This window comes from Ramlibacter sp. bp-362, from assembly GCF_054956735.1.
This window is the reverse complement of record NZ_JBUDXE010000003.1, coordinates 193,883-209,329: the sequence shown is the minus strand read 5'-3', so window position 1 is coordinate 209,329 and position 15,447 is coordinate 193,883. Positions and strand designations below refer to the sequence as shown.

16 protein-coding genes are annotated in these 15,447 nt (G+C 70.7%); 14 read left to right on the top strand and 2 right to left on the bottom strand.

All coding sequences use genetic code 11. The annotated features are described in order from the left end of the window. Window positions 1–2: 2 nt before the first annotated feature. The 13 genes from hisS (at window position 3) to ACY0MJ_RS05435 (ending at window position 12,958) form a co-directional block, all read left to right on the top strand. A complete protein-coding gene (gene hisS, locus ACY0MJ_RS05495; RefSeq protein ID WP_462637318.1) occupies window positions 3–1,319 on the top strand; it encodes a histidine--tRNA ligase in 1,317 nt (438 codons plus the stop codon). A 17-nt stretch (window positions 1,320–1,336) separates the two neighbouring features. After that, window positions 1,337–2,014 carry a YfgM family protein gene (locus ACY0MJ_RS05490; RefSeq protein ID WP_462637316.1) on the top strand — a complete coding sequence of 226 codons (678 nt, stop codon included), beginning with the start codon at window positions 1,337–1,339 and terminating at the stop codon, window positions 2,012–2,014. Further along, a complete protein-coding gene (gene bamB, locus ACY0MJ_RS05485; protein ID WP_462637314.1) occupies window positions 2,011–3,165 on the top strand; it encodes an outer membrane protein assembly factor BamB in 1,155 nt (384 codons plus the stop codon). The genes ACY0MJ_RS05490 and bamB overlap by 4 nt, the downstream gene beginning before the upstream one ends. A gap of 13 nt (window positions 3,166–3,178) precedes the next feature. After that, window positions 3,179–4,516 (top strand): ribosome biogenesis GTPase Der, encoded by a 1,338-nt coding sequence (gene der / locus ACY0MJ_RS05480; RefSeq protein ID WP_462637313.1) that lies wholly within the window; start codon window positions 3,179–3,181, stop codon window positions 4,514–4,516. A gap of 102 nt (window positions 4,517–4,618) precedes the next feature. Further along, entirely contained in the window at window positions 4,619–4,867 is a 249-nt protein-coding gene (gene hfq, locus ACY0MJ_RS05475) for an RNA chaperone Hfq (protein WP_462637312.1), read from the top strand. 61 nt (window positions 4,868–4,928) lie between these two features. Then, window positions 4,929–6,089 (top strand): GTPase HflX, encoded by a 1,161-nt coding sequence (hflX, locus tag ACY0MJ_RS05470; protein WP_462637311.1) that lies wholly within the window; start codon window positions 4,929–4,931, stop codon window positions 6,087–6,089. Window positions 6,090–6,141: 52 nt separating this feature from the next. After that, window positions 6,142–7,461, top strand: a complete 1,320-nt coding sequence (gene hflK, locus ACY0MJ_RS05465; protein WP_462637310.1) for an FtsH protease activity modulator HflK — start codon at window positions 6,142–6,144, stop codon at window positions 7,459–7,461. After that, window positions 7,462–8,376: a protease modulator HflC gene (gene hflC / locus ACY0MJ_RS05460; protein WP_462637309.1), complete on the top strand. Its 915-nt coding sequence runs from the start codon at window positions 7,462–7,464 to the stop codon at window positions 8,374–8,376. A gap of 5 nt (window positions 8,377–8,381) precedes the next feature. Beyond that, entirely contained in the window at window positions 8,382–8,570 is a 189-nt protein-coding gene (locus tag ACY0MJ_RS05455) for a DUF2065 domain-containing protein (RefSeq protein ID WP_462637308.1), read from the top strand. 76 nt (window positions 8,571–8,646) lie between these two features. Further along, window positions 8,647–9,810 (top strand): ATP phosphoribosyltransferase regulatory subunit, encoded by a 1,164-nt coding sequence (locus tag ACY0MJ_RS05450; protein ID WP_462637307.1) that lies wholly within the window; start codon window positions 8,647–8,649, stop codon window positions 9,808–9,810. A gap of 28 nt (window positions 9,811–9,838) precedes the next feature. Beyond that, window positions 9,839–11,167, top strand: coding sequence for an adenylosuccinate synthase (locus ACY0MJ_RS05445; RefSeq protein ID WP_462637306.1), 1,329 nt, complete (start codon window positions 9,839–9,841; stop codon window positions 11,165–11,167). 17 nt (window positions 11,168–11,184) lie between these two features. Then, window positions 11,185–11,709, top strand: a complete 525-nt coding sequence (locus tag ACY0MJ_RS05440; RefSeq protein ID WP_462637305.1) for a phosphoribosyltransferase — start codon at window positions 11,185–11,187, stop codon at window positions 11,707–11,709. Between the two features lie 61 nt (window positions 11,710–11,770). Next, entirely contained in the window at window positions 11,771–12,958 is a 1,188-nt protein-coding gene (locus ACY0MJ_RS05435) for a PLP-dependent transferase (protein ID WP_462637304.1), read from the top strand. A 71-nt stretch (window positions 12,959–13,029) separates the two neighbouring features. Here the strand turns inward: ACY0MJ_RS05435 and mnmH are convergent, their stop codons facing one another. Beyond that, a complete protein-coding gene (gene mnmH / locus ACY0MJ_RS05430; RefSeq protein WP_462637303.1) occupies window positions 13,030–14,085 on the bottom strand; it encodes a tRNA 2-selenouridine(34) synthase MnmH in 1,056 nt (351 codons plus the stop codon). After that, window positions 14,082–14,723, bottom strand: a complete 642-nt coding sequence (locus ACY0MJ_RS05425) for an arylesterase (RefSeq protein ID WP_462637302.1) — start codon at window positions 14,721–14,723, stop codon at window positions 14,082–14,084. Before ACY0MJ_RS05425 ends, mnmH begins: the two co-directional genes overlap by 4 nt. Between ACY0MJ_RS05425 and ACY0MJ_RS05420 the strand changes: the two genes are divergently transcribed. Further along, a complete protein-coding gene (locus ACY0MJ_RS05420) occupies window positions 14,722–15,393 on the top strand; it encodes an ABC transporter ATP-binding protein (RefSeq protein ID WP_462637301.1) in 672 nt (223 codons plus the stop codon). The two genes, ACY0MJ_RS05425 and ACY0MJ_RS05420, sit on opposite strands and share 2 nt — an antisense overlap. Window positions 15,394–15,447: the final 54 nt, after the last annotated feature.

Genomic DNA, 15,447 nt, shown 5'->3' with positions numbered 1-15,447 from the left:
GAATGGCTGAAAAACTGAGTGCCGTCAAGGGCATGAACGACATCCTGCCGGCGTCGGTGCCGCGCACGGAGAAGCTGCCGGATTCGGCGCTGTGGCAATGGTTCGAGTCCGGCGTGCGCACGGTGATGGCGCGCTACGGCTACCAGTACCTGCTGACCCCCATCGTGGAGCCGACGGCGCTGTTCGTGCGCGGGCTGGGCGAGGTGACCGACATCGTCGAGAAGGAGATGTACTCCTTCGTCGACTCCATGAACGGCGACCGGCTCACGCTGCGCCCCGAGGCCACGGCCGGCATCGTGCGCGCGATGAACGAGCACAACGCGCTGTACAACGGCCCGCTGCGCCTGTGGACCATCGGCCCGATGTTCCGCCACGAGCGGCCGCAGAAGGGCCGCTACCGGCAGTTCCACCAGCTCGACGTCGAGGCGCTGGGCTTCGCCGGGCCGGACGTGGACGCCGAGATGATCCTCATGGCGCGCGCGCTCTGGCGCGAGCTGGGCCTGGTCGAAGGCCGCGACGTGCGCCTGGAGATCAACAGCCTGGGCCAGCCGGACGAGCGCCGGCAGCACCGCGAGGCGCTGGTGCGGTACTTCGAGCAGCACGCCGACGCCCTCGACGCCGACGCGCAGCGCCGCTTGCACAGCAACCCGCTGCGCATCCTGGACAGCAAGAACCCGCAGATGCAGGCGCTGATCGAGGAGGCGCCGAAGCTGATCGACTACCTGGGCGAGGCCTCCCGCGCCCACTTCGACGCCGTGCGGGCCACGCTCGAGGCCGTCGGCCTGGCCTACCGCGTCAACCCGCGCCTGGTGCGCGGCATGGACTACTACAACCTGACGGTGTTCGAGTGGGTGACCGACCAGCTCGGCTCGCAGGGCACGGTCTGCGGCGGCGGCCGCTACGACGGCCTGATCGAGCAGCTGGGCGGCAAGCCGGCGCCGGCCGTGGGCTTCGGCCTGGGCATCGAGCGCCTGCTTCTCCTGCTGCAGGAGCTGAAGGTGCCGGTGCCCGATGCCGCGCCCGACGCCTACGCCGTGGTGCCGCCCGGCGCGCCGCTGCCGCTGGTGATCGCCACGCTGGAGGCGCTGCGCGCCGCCGGCCTGCGGGTGCAGCAGCATGCCGGCGGGCCCGACGGCCCCGGCAGCATGAAGTCGCAGTTCAAGAAGGCCGATGCGAGCGGCGCGCGCTTCGCGCTGATCTTCGGCGCCGACGAGGTCGCGCAGGGGCAGGTGGCGGTGAAACCGCTGCGCGGCGGCGGCGAGCAGGTGCTGCGTCCGCTGGCCGATGTCGCCTCCTGGGCCGCCTCCCTGCGGCCCTGACCCTACAATTCGCCGCCATGGCACGACACCTCGACCTCGAAGAACAGGAACAGCTTGAAGAGTTCAAGCATTTCTGGAAGCAGTACGGCAACCTGATCAGCTGGGTGCTGATCGTGGTGTTCGGCAGCTACGCCGCCTGGAACGGCTGGAACTACTGGCAGCGCTCGCAGGCGGTGCAGGCCTCGGTGCTCTACGACGAGGTGGAGCGCGCCGCCGCCGGCGGCGACACCGGCCGGGTGGAGCAGGCCTTCAAGGACATCCAGGACAAGTACGGTCGCACCACCTACGCGCGGCAGGCGGGCCTGCTGGCCGCCAAGTCGCTGGCCGAGCACGGCAAGACGGACGCCGCCAAGGCCGCCCTGCAATGGGTCGCCGACGGCGCCTCCGACGAAGGCTACGAGGCCGTCGCGAAGCTGCGCCTCGCCGCGCTGCTGGCGCAGTCCAAGGCCTACGACGAGGCGCTCAAGCAGCTCGGCTCCGGCATGCCGCAGCCCTTCGAGGCGCTGGCCGCCGACCGGCGCGGCGACATCTACGAGCTGCAGGGCAAGAAGGACCAGGCCAAGGCCGAATACCTCAAGGCCTGGCACGGCCTGGGCGCCGACGCCGACTACCGCGCCCTGGTCGAAGTGAAGCTGACCGCCCTGGGCGTCGACGTCTCCACCCTCAAGCCGGCGGCGGAAAGCGCCCGTTCATGAGCCGGCGCGGCGCCCTGGCCCTGCGCACGGCGCTGGCGGCGGCCCTGCTGTCGCTGGCGGCCGGCTGCTCGCTGCTGCCGGCCGGCTGGGGCGGCGGCGTGGAGAAGCCCAAGCCCGCCGAACTCCAGCCCGATCCGCACCTGATCGGCGTGCGCCAGGCCTGGTCGGCCCAGGTCGGCAAGGTCGATTTCCCGCTGGTGGTGGCCGTCAGCGGCAACGTCGCCGCCGTCGCCGCGAGCGACGGCACGGTGGTGGGCCTCGACGCCCGCACCGGCCGCGAGCAGTGGCGCGGCAGCGCCGGCGCGCCGCTCGCCGCGGGCGTCGGATTCGACGGCAGCACGGCGGCGGTCGTCACGCGCGACAACGAGCTGGTCGCGCTGTCCAGCGGCAAGGTCGCGTGGCGCCAGAAGCTGGGCGCGCTGTCGTACACGCCGCCCCTGGTGGCCGGCGCCCGCGTGTTCGTGCTGGGCGGCGACCGTTCGGTGAGCGCCTTCGACGGCGGCACCGGCCGGCGCCTCTGGTCGCAGCAGCGCCCCGGCGAGCCGCTGGTGCTGCGCCAGGCCGGCGTGATCCTCGCCGTCGGCGACACGCTGGTGGTGGGGCAGGGCGGACGCCTCGCGGGCCTCAACCCGCTCAATGGCAGCGTCCGCTGGGAAGCGACCATCGCGAGCGCCCGCGGCATCAACGACGTCGAGCGCCTGGTGGACCTGGTGGGCGGCGTCAGCCGCGTCGGCGACTCCGTCTGCGCCCGCGCCTTCCAGGCCGCCGTGGGCTGCGTCGACACCGCGCGGGGCCAGACCGTCTGGACGCAGCGCGCCAACGGCGCCGAGGGCCTGAGCGGCGATGCCGCCAACGTGTTCGGCACGGAGCGCGACGACCGCGTGGTCGCGTGGAAGCGCGAGGACGGCCAGCGCGCCTGGACGAACGACCGCCTGCTGCACCGCGAACTGGGCGCGCCGCTGGCCCTGGGACGCTCGATCATCGTCGGCGACGGCTTCGGCTTCGTGCACCTGCTCTCCCGCGAGGACGGCACGCTGCTCACGCGCCTCGCCACCGACGGCTCCGCGATCGCGGCCGCGCCCGTGACGGCCGGCAACAGCCTGCTGGTGGTCACGCGCAACGGCGGCGTGTTCGCCTTCGTCCCCGAATAAAGGATTTCTCCGAATGAAGCCGGTGATGGCCCTGGTGGGCCGCCCCAACGTCGGCAAGTCGACGCTGTTCAACCGGCTGACCAAGACCCGCGATGCCATCGTGGCGGACTTCGCCGGGCTCACGCGCGACCGCCACTACGGCAACGCGCGCCAGGGGCGCCACGAATTCATCGTGATCGACACGGGCGGCTTCGAGCCGACGGCCGAATCGGGCATCTACAAGGAGATGGCCAAGCAGACGCAGCAGGCCGTCGCCGAGGCCGACGTCGTCGTCTTCGTCGTGGATGCCCGCGCCGGCCTCTCGGCGCAGGACCACGACATCGCCAACTACCTGCGCAAGCTGGGCAAGCCCACCGTGCTGGCGGCCAACAAGGCCGAAGGCATGCAGGGAGGCGTGCAGCTCACCGAGTTCTACGAGCTCGGGCTGGGCGAGATCCACGCCGTATCCGCCGCCCACGGGCAGGGCATCCGCAGCCTCGTGGAGGCCGCCTTCGAGCCGCTGCACCTGCCCGAGGAAGACGAGTCGGCCGCCGACGGCCCGCCCGGCACCATCAAGCTGGCCGTGGCCGGCCGGCCCAACGTCGGCAAGTCCACCCTGATCAACGCCTGGCTGGGCGAGGAGCGGCTGGTGGCCTTCGACCTGCCGGGGACCACGCGCGACGCGATCTCGGTGCCCTTCGAGCGGGCGGGGCAGAAGTTCGAGCTGATCGACACCGCCGGCCTGCGCCGCAAGGGCAAGGTCTTCGAGGCGATCGAGAAGTTCTCGGTGGTGAAGACGCTGCAGGCCATAGCGTCGGCCAACGTCGTGCTGCTGCTGCTGGACGCCACCCAGGGCGTGACCGACCAGGACGCCCACATCGCCGGCTACATCCTCGAGTCCGGCCGCGCCGTGGTGCTGGCCGTCAACAAATGGGACGCGATGGACGACTACGGCCGCGAGCTGGTGCGCCGGCAGGTCGAGCAGCGGCTGCCCTTCCTCAAGTTCGCCGAACTGCATTTCATCTCGGCCCAGAAGCGCCAGGGCCTGGGGCCCCTGTGGGGCTCGATCGCGCACGCCTACAAGTCCGCCATGGTCAAGATGACCACCCCGGTGCTCACCCGGCTGGTGCACGAGGCGGTGCAGTTCCAGTCCCCCAAGCGCTCGGGCATGTTTCGGCCCAAGCTGCGCTACGCCCACCAGGGCGGCATGAACCCGCCGGTCATCGTGGTCCACGGCAACTCGCTGGAGCACGTCACGGACGCCTACAAGCGCTTCCTCGAGGGGCGCTTCCGCAAGGAGTTCAACCTGGTCGGGACCCCGCTGCGGATCGAGATGCGCACCTCGAAGAATCCGTACGCCGACAAGGACTGATTCCGGCCGAACGGCCATGGCCGGGCTGCAGCCGGCGCGCCGCCGCGGCCGCTTGCTGTGGTAATGTGCAACTTCCAACAACGCCGGAACACGGAGAATATCGTGAGCAACAAAGGGCAGCTACTACAAGACCCCTTCCTGAACACCCTGCGCCGGGAGCACGTGCCGGTCTCGATCTACCTGGTCAACGGCATCAAGCTGCAGGGCCAGATCGAGTCGTTCGACCAGTACGTGGTGCTGCTTCGCAATACCGTGACGCAGATGGTCTACAAGCACGCCATCTCCACCATCGTGCCCGGCCGCGCCGTGAACTTCTCGGCGGCCGAACCCGGCGAGGGCACCGCCGCCTGAACCTGTCCCGCACCCCGGCCCGCGCCTTCCGGCGCCGGGCCCGTCCCTCCTGGTTGCCGGCTTGACCGCATCGCCCGAACGCCCGGCCGCCGCCACCATCCTGGTGGGGGTGGACCTGGGGCTGCCCCATTTCGACGCCGAACTCGAGGAGCTGGGCCAGCTGGCCCAGACCGCGGGGATGGAGCCCGTCGCCCGCGTCACGGCGCGCCGCAAGGCGCCCGACGCGGCGCTGTTCGTCGGCCGCGGCAAGGCCGACCAGATCAAGCAGCTCGCGGAGGAGATGGGCGCCAGCGAGATCCTGTTCGACCAGGCCTTGAGCCCGGCGCAGCAGCGCAACCTGGAGAAGTACACCGGCCTGCCGGTGAACGACCGGACGCTGCTCATCCTGGAGATCTTCGCCCAGCGCGCCCGCAGCCACGAAGGCAAGCTGCAGGTGGAGCTCGCGCGCCTGCAGTACCTCAGCACGCGGCTGGTGCGGCGCTGGTCGCACCTGGAGCGGCAGACCGGCGGCGCCGGCGTGCGCGGCGGCCCGGGCGAGAAGCAGATCGAACTGGACCGGCGCATGATCGACGACGCCATCAAGCGCACGCGCGAGCGGCTGGTGAAGGTCAAGCGCCAGCGCGCCACCCAGCGGCGCCAGCGCGAGCGGCGCGAGACCTTCACGATCTCGCTCGTGGGCTACACCAACGCCGGCAAGTCGACGCTGTTCAACGCGCTGGTGAAGGCGCGCGCCTATGCGGCCAACCAGCTGTTCGCCACGCTGGACACCACGACGCGCCAGCTCTACCTGCAGGACGGCGAGGGCGGCGGCCGCTCGGTCTCGCTGTCCGACACGGTGGGCTTCATCCGCGACCTGCCGCACGGCCTGATCGACGCGTTCCAGGCGACGCTGCAGGAAGCGGCCGACGCCGACCTGCTGCTGCACGTGGTGGACGCGGCCAACCCGCACCACCCGGAGCAGATCCAGGAAGTGCAGCGGGTGCTGCACGAGATCGGCGCCGGGGACGTGCCGCAGCTGCTGGTGTTCAACAAGATCGACGCGCTGCCCGAGGGACAGCGTCCCCGCCAGGCGGCCGACCGCATCGCGCTGGAGGGCCGCCTGGTGCCGCGCGTCTTCGCCAGCAGCCGCACCGGCGAGGGCCTGCCGGCCTTGCGCGCGGAGCTGCTGCGCATCGTCGAGTCGGCGCACGGCCGGGACGACGTTCCGGCTGGCTCAGCCTGAGGCTTTTCCGATTGGGCACAATGCACCTGCCGACCACAGAGAAATCGAACGAATGAACCTTCCTTTCCGCAGCCTGTCCTTCGCCGGGCTGAGAGGCCGCATCCGGGGCATGTTCAACCTCAACGACCCGCGCTGGGGGCGCGGCGAGGACAAGAACGAGGGCCAGCGCTCCGAAGGCAACAAGGGCCCGAACCAGGGCCCGCCCGACCTCGACGAGCTCTGGCGCGACTTCAACCGCAAGCTCGGCGGGCTGTTCGGCGGCCGCCGCGGCGGCGGGGGCGGCACCGGTGGCGGCGGCAACGGCAACTTCCAGCCCGACATGAAGAGCGCCTGGGTCGGCGCCGGCCTGGTCGCGCTGGTCGTCGTCGGGATCTGGTTCCTGACCGGCATCTTCATCGTGCAGGAAGGCCAGCAGGCGGTGATCACGCGCTTCGGGCGCTACCACGCGACCGTCGGCGCCGGCTTCAACTGGCGCCTGCCGTTCCCGATCGAGCGGCACGAGATCGTGCAGGTGACGCAGATCCGCGTGGTGGACATCGGCCGCGACAACGTGATCCGCGCCACCGGCCTGAAGGAATCGGCCATGCTGACCGAGGACGAGAACATCGTCGAGGTCAAGTTCGCCGTGCAGTACCGCCTGAACGACGCCCGCGCCTGGCTGTTCGTCAGCAAGAACCCGCAGGAAGCCGTCGTGCAGGCCGCCGAGAGCGCCGTGCGCGAGGTGATCGGCAAGATGAAGATGGACTCGGCCCTGGCCGAGGAGCGCGACCAGATCGCGCCGCGCGTGCGCGAGCTGATGCAGACGATCCTGGACCGCTACGGCATCGGCGTCGAGGTCGTGGGCATCAACATGCAGCAGGGCGGCGTGCGCCCGCCCGAGCAGGTGCAGGCCGCCTTCGACGACGTGCTGCGCGCCGGCCAGGAACGCGAGCGCGCCAAGAACGAGGCGCAGGCCTACGCCAACGACGTGATCCCGCGCGCCGCCGGTACCGCGTCGCGCCTGGCGCAGGAAGCGCAGGGCTACAAGGCGCGGATCGTCGCGCAGGCGCAGGGCGACGCGCAGCGCTTCAAGCTGCTGCTGGCCGAGTACCAGCGCGCCCCGCAGGTCACGCGCGACCGCCTCTACCTGGAAAGCATGCAGCAGATCTACGGCAACGTGACCAAGATCCTGGTGGAGTCGCGCCAGGGCGGCAACATGCTGTTCCTGCCGCTCGACAAGATCCTGCAGCAGGTGGCCGCCGGCGCCGCCGCCGCGCAGCCGCAGGAGCAGGCGCCCGCGACGCAGGCGCCGCCCCCGCCCACATCGTCCTCCAGCGCCTCGGACGCGCGCACCCGCGACAACGGCCGCAGCCGCGAGAGGGAGACCCGCTAAATGAACCGCCTCGGATTCATCATCACCTCGCTGCTGGTCCTGCTGGCCCTGGTCAGCTCCATGCTGTTCGTGGTCGACCAGCGCCAGTTCGGCGTGGTCTACGCCCTGGGCCAGGTCAAGGAAGTGATCAGCGAGCCCGGCCTCAAGTTCAAGCTGCCCCCGCCGCTGCAGAACGTGAGCTACATCGACAAGCGCCTGCTGATGCTCGACAGCGTGGACACCGAGCCCATGCTGACGGCGGAGAAGCAGCGCGTGGTGATCGACTGGTACGTGCGCTGGCGCGTCACCGACCCGCTCGCCTACATCCGCAACGTGGGCCTGGACGAGGCCGCCGGCGCCAACCAGCTCAATCGCGTGGTGCGCAACGCCTTCCAGGAGGAGATCAACCGCGTGACCGTCAACGAGCTGCTGTCGTCCCGGCGCGAGCGCCTGATGGCGGACGTGAAGCGCGAGGTGATCGAGGCCGTGAAGGGCGCCAAGCCCTGGGGCATCGACATCATCGACGTGCGCATCACGCGGGCCGACTACGTCGAGGCGATCACCGAGTCGGTCTACCGCCGCATGGACGCCGAGCGCAAGCGCGTCGCCAACGAGCTGCGCTCCACCGGCGCCGCCGAGGGCGAAAAGATCCGCGCCGACGCCGACCGCCAGCGCGAGGTGGCAATCGCCAACGCCTACCGCGATGCGCAGAAGGTCAAGGGCGAGGGCGACGCGGAGGCCGCGGCGATCTACGCCGAGGCCTTCGGCCGCGACCCCGCCTTCGCCCAGTTCTACCGCAGCCTGGAGGCGTACAAGTCCAGCTTCAGCAAGAAGAGCGACGTGGTCGTGGTGGACCCGGCCGGCGTGGAGTTCTTCCGGACCTACCGCAACGGCCTGTCGGGCAGCGGCGCCGCCGCCTCCGGCCCGCGGCGCTGAGCATCTTGGACAGCGACGTCTTCTGGACCGCGCTGGCCTTCATGCTGGTGCTGGAGGGCCTGTTCCCCTTCCTGTCGCCGGGGGGCTGGCGCCGCACCTTCCTGAAGCTGATGGAGCTGCGCGACGGGCAGCTGCGCTTCTTCGGGCTCACGAGCATCCTGCTGGGCGTGATCACGCTCTGGTGGCTGCACTAGGGGCCGCCTTCCCCGCCTCCGGGGGGAGGGCATGGCACCCCCGGTAGAATCACGGTTTTAACAGCCCCGCATTCCCATGTCCGCCTGGGTCCTGCCGGATCACATCGCCGATGTGTTGCCTTCCGAGGCCCGGCACATCGAAGAACTGCGCCGCGAGCTGCTCGACACCGCCCGTGCCTACGGCTACGAGCTGGTGATGCCGCCCATGCTGGAGCACCTGGAGTCGCTGCTCACCGGCACCGGGGAGGCCCTGGGCCTGCAGACCTTCAAGCTGGTCGACCAGCTCTCCGGCCGCATGCTGGGCCTGCGCGCCGACACCACGCCGCAGGTCGCGCGCATCGACGCCCACCTGCTGAACCGCCGGGGCGTCACCCGCCTGTGCTACTGCGGCCCGGTGCTGCACACGCGCCCGGCCGGCCCGCACGCCACGCGCGAGCCGCTGCAGTTCGGCGCCGAGATCTACGGCCACGCGGCGCTGGAAGCCGACGTCGAGGCCCTGCTGCTGGCGCTGGACTGCCTGAAGACCACCCACGTCGAGCCGCTGACCGTCGACATGGCCGATGCGCGCATCGTGCGCACGCTGCTGGCCGGCGTCGGCGTGGCCAACGAGCGCCTGGCCGCCGTCCACGCGGCGCTGGTCACGAAGGACGCCACCGAGCTGGCGGCGCTCACGAAGGAATTCCCCGCCGCCGCGCGCGAGCCGCTGCTGGACCTGGTGGGCCTCTACGGCGACGAGAAGGTGCTGGCCGAGGCGGCGCGGGTGCTGCCGCAGGTGCCGGCGATAACGCAGGCGCTGCAGGAACTGAAGTGGCTGGCCGGCCACGTGACGGGCGCGCAGGTGCGCTTCGACCTGGCCGACCTGCGCGGCTACGCCTACTACAGCGGCATGCGCTTCGCGGTGTACACGCCGGCGGCGAGCGACGCGCTCGTGCGCGGCGGCCGCTACGACGAGGTGGGCGCCGTGTTCGGCCGCAACCGCCCGGCCGTCGGCTTCAGCCTGGACGTGCGCCAGCTGGTCGGCGTGGCCGCCCAGCGCCCGCTCAAGGCGGCGATCCGCGCGCCCTGGCTGGATGCCGGCGCCGACGCCACCGGGCTGCGCGCCGCCATCGCGGCGCTGCGCCGCGACGGCGAGACCGTGGTGTGCGTGCTGCCGGGCCACGAAAGCGAGGTCGACGAGTTCCAGTGCGACCGCGAACTCGCCCGCGATGCGGACGGCCGCTGGGCCGTGCGCCCCCTGTGAACCGAATCATTTTCCCGAAGAGCAAGTCATGACGAAGACGAAGGGCCGCAACGTGGTCGTGGTCGGCACCCAGTGGGGTGACGAAGGCAAGGGCAAGCTGGTGGACTGGCTCACCGAGATGGCGCAGGGCGTGGTGCGCTTCCAGGGCGGCCACAACGCCGGCCACACGCTGGTGATCAACGGCGTGAAGACCGCGCTGCACCTGATCCCCAGCGGCATCATGCGTCCGGGCGTGAAGTGCTACATCGGCAACGGCGTGGTGCTGTCCACCGCCAAGCTGCTGGAGGAGATCGAGGGCCTGGAGAAGGCCGGCATCGAGGTGCGCTCCCGCCTGCGCATCAGCGAGGCCTGCCCGCTGATCCTGCCCTTCCACGCGGCGCTGGACGTCGCCCGCGAAGCCGCGCGCGAGAAGGGCGGCAGCGAGAAGATCGGCACCACCGGCCGCGGCATCGGCCCCTCGTACGAGGACAAGGTCGCGCGGCGGGCGCTGCGCGTGCAGGACCTGAAGCACCCGGAAAGCTTCGCGGCCAAGCTGAAGGAACTGCTGGAGTTCCACAACTTCGTGCTCACGCAGTACCTGCACGCCAAGCCGCTGGACTACCAGCAGGTGCTGGACGAGGCGCTGCGCCACGGCGAGGTGGTGCGGCCCATGATGGCCGACGTGTCGCGCGAGCTGAACGAGGCGCACCTGCACGGCGACAACCTGCTGTTCGAGGGTGCGCAGGGGACGCTGCTGGACGTGGACCACGGCACCTATCCCTACGTCACCTCCAGCAACTGCGTGGCCGGCAACGCGGCCGCCGGCGCGGGCGTCGGCCCGGGCATGCTGCACTACATCCTGGGCATCACCAAGGCCTACTGCACGCGCGTCGGCGGCGGCCCGTTCCCGACCGAGCTGGACTGGGCGACGCCGGGCACCGTGGGCTACCACCTCTCCACCGTGGGCGCCGAGAAGGGCGTGACCACGGGCCGCTCGCGGCGCTGCGGCTGGTTCGACGCGGCGCTGCTGAAACGCAGCGCGCAGGTCAACGGCCTCACGGGCCTGTGCATCACCAAGCTCGACGTGCTCGACGGCCTGGAGCAGCTGCAGCTGTGCACCGGCTACGAGCTCGATGGCCAGTACGTGGACATCCTGCCGCTGGGCGCCGACGAGATCGCGCGCTGCAAGCCGGTGTACGAGACCATGGAAGGCTGGAGCGAATCGACCGTCGGCGTGACCGAGTACGACCAGCTGCCCGTGAACGCGCGCCTGTACCTGCAGCGCATCGAGCACGTGACCGGCGTGCCGGTCGATATCATCTCGACCAGCCCGGATCGCGACCACACGATCATGATGCGCCACCCCTACCTGGCCTGAACAGAGGAAACCACGGCATGTTGACGGAAGACGGCAAGCACCTGTACGTCAGTTACGACGAGTACCACAACCTCTGCGAGAAGCTGGCGCTGCGCATCCACCAGTCCGGCTGGGAGTTCGACACCATCCTGTGCCTGGCCCGCGGCGGCATGCGGCCGGGGGACATCCTCTCGCGCATCTTCGACAAGCCGCTGGCCATCATGTCCACGAGCTCCTACCGCGCCGAGGCCGGCACGGTGCAGGGCCACCTGGACATCGCCCACTACATCACCACCCCGCGCGGCGAGATCGCCGGCCGCGTGCTGCTGGTCGACGACCTGGCCGACTCGGGGCACACGCTGCACAAGGTGGTGGACATGCTGCGCACCAAGTACGCCAAGATCACCGAACTGCGCAGCGCCGTGATCTGGACCAAGGGCCTGAGCACCTTCACTCCCGACTACTCGGTCGACTTCCTCCCCACCAACCCCTGGATCCACCAGCCCTTCGAAAGCTACGACTCCATGCGGCCGGAGAAGCTGCTGGAGAAGTGGAAGGTCTGAGGGCCTGAACTTGTCATCCCGGCCCCGCGCCGGGATCCATCTCCCCGGGTACGATGCCGGCATGCGCAAGCCGGTCACCGACCTCATCCACCATCCCTACACGCCGCCCGCGGGCTTCGCCTCGCCGCAGCCGGGCGTGTTCAAGGCCTCCACCGTCATCTTCCCGAACGTCGCGGCCATGCGAGCGCGCGACTGGAAGCACAAGAACGGCTACACCTACGGCCTGCACGGCACGCCGACCACGTTCACGCTGGAGGAGCGCATCGCCGCCCTGGAAGGCGGCACGGAATGCGTGCTGGTGCCCAGCGGCCTCGCGGCGATCGCGAACGTGGGCATGGCGCTGCTCCAGTCGGGCGACGAGGTCCTGCTGCCCGACAACGTCTACGGGCCCAGCCGGGCGCTCGCCGAAGGCGAATTCCGCGGCTGGGGCATCGCGCACCAGCTGTACGACCCGCTGAAGCCGGCCGACCTGGAATCGCGCATCGGGCCGAAGACCAAGCTGGTGTGGCTGGAAGCCCCGGGCTCGGTCACGATGGAGTTTCCCGACCTCCCGGAACTGGTGCGCATCTGCCGCCGCAAGGGCGTGACCTGCGCGCTGGACAACACCTGGGGCGCGGGCTTGGCCTTCCGTGCCTTCGACCTCGTCCCGGGCGAGGACCTGGCCGTGGACATCGCCATGCACGCGCTCACCAAATACCCGAGCGGCGGCGGCGACGTGCTGATGGGAAGCATCGTCACGCGCGACGCGGCGCTGCACGAGCGCCTGAAGCTCACCCACATGCGCATGGGCTGGGGCGTGGCCGGCAACGACGCGGAGGCGGTGCTGCGCTCCCTGCCCAGCCTGCCGCTGCGCTACCGGGCGCAGGACCAGGCGGCGCGCGTGCTCGCGCAGTGGCTCGCCGGCCGCGAGGAAGTGGCGCAGGTGCTGCATCCGGCGCTGGCCGGCGCGCCGGGGCACGAACACTGGCAGGCGCTGTGCGGCGAGCAGGGCTTGGCCGCGGGCCTGTTCTCCATCGTGTTCCACGAGCGCTTCGCGACCCCTCAGGTCGATGCGTTCTGCGACGCGCTGCGGCTGTTCAAGCTGGGCTACTCGTGGGGCGGGCCGGTGAGCCTGGTCGTGCCGTACGACATCCCGTCCATGCGCAGCCGCTGGCCGCACAAGGGCACGCTGGTGCGCCTGGCGATCGGGCTGGAGGACGTCGAGGACCTGCGCAGCGACCTCGAACAGGCCCTGAAGGCGCCTTCGTAGGCTGGCGGTGAGCCGGCAGGCGAACCCCAGCGACGCGCGAAGCGCTGGGGTTCGCTGCGCTCACCGCCAGCCTACGAAGACAGCAGCTCGCGGGCGAGGGCGCTCATCGATCGTGGCGTCCGATCCCCCGGCGCGATCGCCCGCGCCTGCGCGAAGCCCTTGAAGTTCCGCTCGGTCGAACTCGCGTAGCCCGGGTCGTAGTGCTTCACCAGCAGCTCGCGCACGACCGGCTCGATTTCCCCCGCGCGCACCTGCGCTTGCCAGGCCTCCACTTGCTCGCGCCCGCGCAGCTGCACCAGCGCGTCCAGCCGCCTGCAGAACAGGTCCGGGTCGTCGCGGAAGAAGGCGTAGTCCTCCAGCAGCAGCTGCACGCGCTCGTCGTCGGGCAGGTCCAGGCGCAGGCAGGGACTCGCGCGCATCGCGGCGATCAGCGCCTCCGGCACGGCCACGTTGCCCACCTTGCGGCTTTCGCTTTCCACGTACACCGGCCGGCCCGGGTCGAAGCCGCGCAGCTTCTCCCACACCAGGGTGTCGAAGCGCTTCTGCGCCGGCTGCGGCTGCCCCGGGATCAGGCCCAGCACCGAGCTGCGGTGGCTGGCCAGGGCCTCGAGGTCGAGCACCTGCGCGCCGGCCGCTTCCAGGGCCTGCAGCAGGCGCGTCTTGCCCGAGCCGGTCGGGCCGCAGATCACGCGGTAGGCGAGGCGCTGCGCCAGCGCCGGCAGCTCGGCCAGCACGGCGGCGCGGAAGGCCTTGTAGCCGCCCTCGACGATGTGCACGGCGAAACCGATCTGCCCCAGCACCAGCGACAGCGCGCCGCTGCGCTGGCCCCCGCGCCAGCAGTACACCAGCGGCTTCCAGTCCCTGGGCTTGTCCATCACCTCGCGCTCGATGTGGCGGGCGATGTTGGCCGACACCAGCGCGGCGCCGCGCTTGCGCGCCTCGAAGGGACTGACCTGCTTGTAGAGCGTGCCCACCTCGTGGCGCTGCGCGTCGTCCAGCGAGGGCCAGTTGATGGCGCCGGGCAGGCGGTCCTCGGCGTACTCCGACTCGCTGCGCGCGTCGATCACCGCATCGAACTCGGCCAGCCGCGCGATCGCGTCCGGCGCGGAAATCGGCCGCACGCTCATTTCAGCAGCTTCCGCAGCGCCGGCCAGACGTTCTCCAGGATCCGCGGATGCGCCTCGGAGCGCGGATGGATGCCGTCGGACTGGAAGAGGGCGCGGGCGTCGGGCGCATCGGCCACGCCGGCCAGCAGGAAGGGCACCAGCCCCGCCTTGTGCTCGCGCGCGACCTTCTCGAACAGCGCCGCGAAGCGCCGGGTGTAGTCGCTGCCGTAGTTGGGCGGCACCTGCATGCCCACGAGCAGCACGCGCGCGCCGGCCTTCTGCGCCGCCTCGGTCATGCGCGCGAGGTTGTCCTCCGTGCTGGCGAGCGCCAGGCCGCGCAGGGCGTCATTGGCGCCCAGCTCCAGGATCACGTGGGTGGGATGGTGCTGCGCCAGCAGGGCGGACAGGCGCGAGCGGCCGCCCGCGGTGGTGTCGCCGCTGATGCTGGCGTTGACCACCTTCGCCGGGATCTTCTCGGCGGCGAGCCGCTGCTCCAGCAGCGCGACCCAGCCGGTGCCGCGCTTCAGGCCATACTCGGCACTCAGCGAATCGCCGACGACCAGGATCACCGGCGCGGGCGCGGCGAGCGCCGGCGCCAGCGCACCGGCCGCCAGCAGGGCGGCCACCAGCTCACGCCGCCGCCAACAACGAAACCGCATGTCTGAATCCATCATCTCCGTCGAACACGTCTTCAAGTCGGTCACCGATTCCACGGGGACGCTGGACATTCTCCGCGATATCGATTTCTCCCTGGCGCCGCGGGAAACCGCGGCGATCGTCGGCGCCTCCGGCTCGGGCAAGAGCACGCTGCTGTCCATCGTCGCCGGCCTGGACACGCCCACGCGCGGCACGGTGCGGCTGGCGGGCGAGGACCTCTTCGCCATCGACGAGGACGACCGGGCGGAACTGCGGGCGCGCAAGGTGGGCTTCGTGTTCCAGAGCTTCCAGCTGATGGGGAACCTGACGGCGCTGGAGAACGTGATGCTGCCGCTGGAGCTCGCCGGCCGCGCCGACGCCCGCAAGGCCGCCACCGAGATGCTGGGCCGCGTCGGCCTCTCGGAGCGGCTGGGCCACTATCCCAAGGTCCTTTCGGGCGGCGAACAGCAGCGCGTCGCGCTGGCCCGCGCCTTCGTGGTCCAGCCGGCCGTGCTGCTGGCCGACGAGCCGACCGGCAGCCTGGACTTCGCCACCGGCGAGACCGTGATGCAGCTGATGTTCGACCTCAACCGGGAGCAGGGCACGACCCTCGTGCTGGTCACCCACGACCGCGCCATCGCCGAACGCTGCGAACGCCGCATCACGATCGAGGCGGGGCGGATCGTGCAGTGACCAGCCGAACTACAGGACGCAAAAGTCGCGAAGGTTCCGCAAAAGAACGCAAAA